Source organism: Sandarakinorhabdus sp. (genome assembly GCF_031422795.1).
Classification (GTDB): Bacteria; Pseudomonadota; Alphaproteobacteria; order Sphingomonadales; family Sphingomonadaceae; genus Sandarakinorhabdus.
On record NZ_JANPML010000245.1, the window covers coordinates 1 to 1,879 of the forward strand.

A 1,879-nucleotide genomic window follows, 5' to 3' on the forward strand; every position below is an offset into this window, starting at 1 on the left:
CATCAGCATGACCGATGCCGTGGAGACCGCGCCCGATGGCAACCACGTGCTGTTCACCCGCATGCAGTTCGATATCCAGACCGACCGGCGCACCACCGAATGGTGGCTGGCCGCCGTTGGCAAGACCAGTCTGGACAAACGGTTGCTCATCCCCGCCCAGGCCGGCGCGGCGGGCGCGGTGTGGGCCCCGGATGGCCAGCGCATCGCCTATGTCGCAGCCTGGCTGGGCAAGCCGCAGATCTGGGTGATGGATATCGCCGATGGCGTGGGCAGGCCCATCACCAGCGGCAGCATAGCGCCGCGCAGCCTGGCCTTCAGCCCGGACGGCAGCCGCATCGCCTTCACCGGCCGCGCCGAAGCGCCGGCACCCAAGATCGCCGGCATGCCCGACGCCCCGGCCGGGGCCAGCTGGGCGCCGGCCGCCCGCGTCATCACCGATTGGAGCTATCGCACCAACGACGGCGGCTACAACAAGCCCGGCGCTGATCAGCTTTATGTGGTGGCCAGCAGCGGCGGCACACCCAGCCAATTGACCAAGGGCGACAGCGACCAGATTGAAGGCAGCGCCGATTGGGCCCCTGATGGCCAGAGCCTGATTTATGCCGCCGGTATCCGCCCCGGCAACGACCGATTGGCCGGCGAATCCGATCTGTATCGCATCGCAGCCAGCGGCGGCGCGGCCGAACGGCTGACCAGCATCGACGGCGGCGAGAGCAATCCCCGCCTCTCCCCCGATGGCCAGACGCTGGCGTGGATCGGCTGCCCCAAAACCACGAAATTCTATTGCCAGCCCGGCCTGTGGCTGCGGCGGCTGGGCGGCGGCGAACCGGTGCAGCTGTCGGCAGCGCTCGATCGGCCGGTGGGCGCGTTCGAATGGGCGAAGGACGGCAAATCGCTGCAGGTCTTCTATGGCGATGTCGGCATCACCAAGGTGGCCGCCATCCCGGTGAGCGGCGGCGCGGCCAAGGTGATCATTCCGGCCATCGGCGGAACCCGGCTGTATCTGCCGTCTTCCGGCGGCGACTGGAGCACGAATGGCGAGACCCATGCCTTTACCACGGTGGAGGCTGACCGCCCCGCAGCGCTGGGCGTGATGCGCGGCGGCAAGCTGATCGGCAAGATCGATTTCAACGACAAATGGCGCGCCGACAAGCAGATCGGCGCGATGGAGCGGCTGACCTGGAAAGCACCCGACGGCCTGACCATCGAAGGCTGGCTGCAGTATCCGCCGAATTTCGACCCGGCGAAGCAATACCCGGTCGCGCTGGAAATCCACGGCGGCCCGAACGGCGATTATGGCCCCTATTTCTCCATCACCCACCAGCTCTATGCGGCCGCTGGCTATGTCGTGCTGTGGTCCAACCCGCGCGGTTCAACCGGTTATGGCGAGCGCTTCGCCAATGGCATCACGCCGGAATATGGCGGCGAATATCCCGGCCCCGACCATGGCGATCTGATGGCCGGCATGGACGAAGTGCTGAAACGCCCGTGGGCCGATGCCAGGAACCAGTTCATCGGCGGCGGCAGCGGCGGCGGCGTGCTCACCACTTATGCCATCGGGCAGACCGACCGTTTCAATGCGGCGGCGGCGCTGCGCCCGGTCACCGATTGGTCGATCCAGGCGCTCACCTCCGATCTGCCGGCGCTCACGCTGTCGAACTGGGTGGTCGGCAATCCGTGGGACAACCGCGATCTTTATTGGCGGCGCTCCACCTTCTCGCTTGTCGGCAAGGTGAAAACCCCCACCATCCTGATCACCGGCGAAGAGGATTATCGCACCCCCATCGCCCAGACCGAGGCCTATTATCAGGCGCTGCAGGTGCGCGGCATCCCGGCGATGATGGTGCGGCTGCCGGGGGCCAATCACGGCATGGGCCGG

At 67.0% G+C, this 1,879-nt stretch carries 1 protein-coding gene; it reads left to right on the top strand.

What is annotated here, in order from left to right; translation table 11 throughout:
• Positions 1 to 1,879: S9 family peptidase (locus tag RMO81_RS08985; RefSeq protein WP_310475493.1), on the top strand; the 1,879-nt coding region annotated here is incomplete at both ends.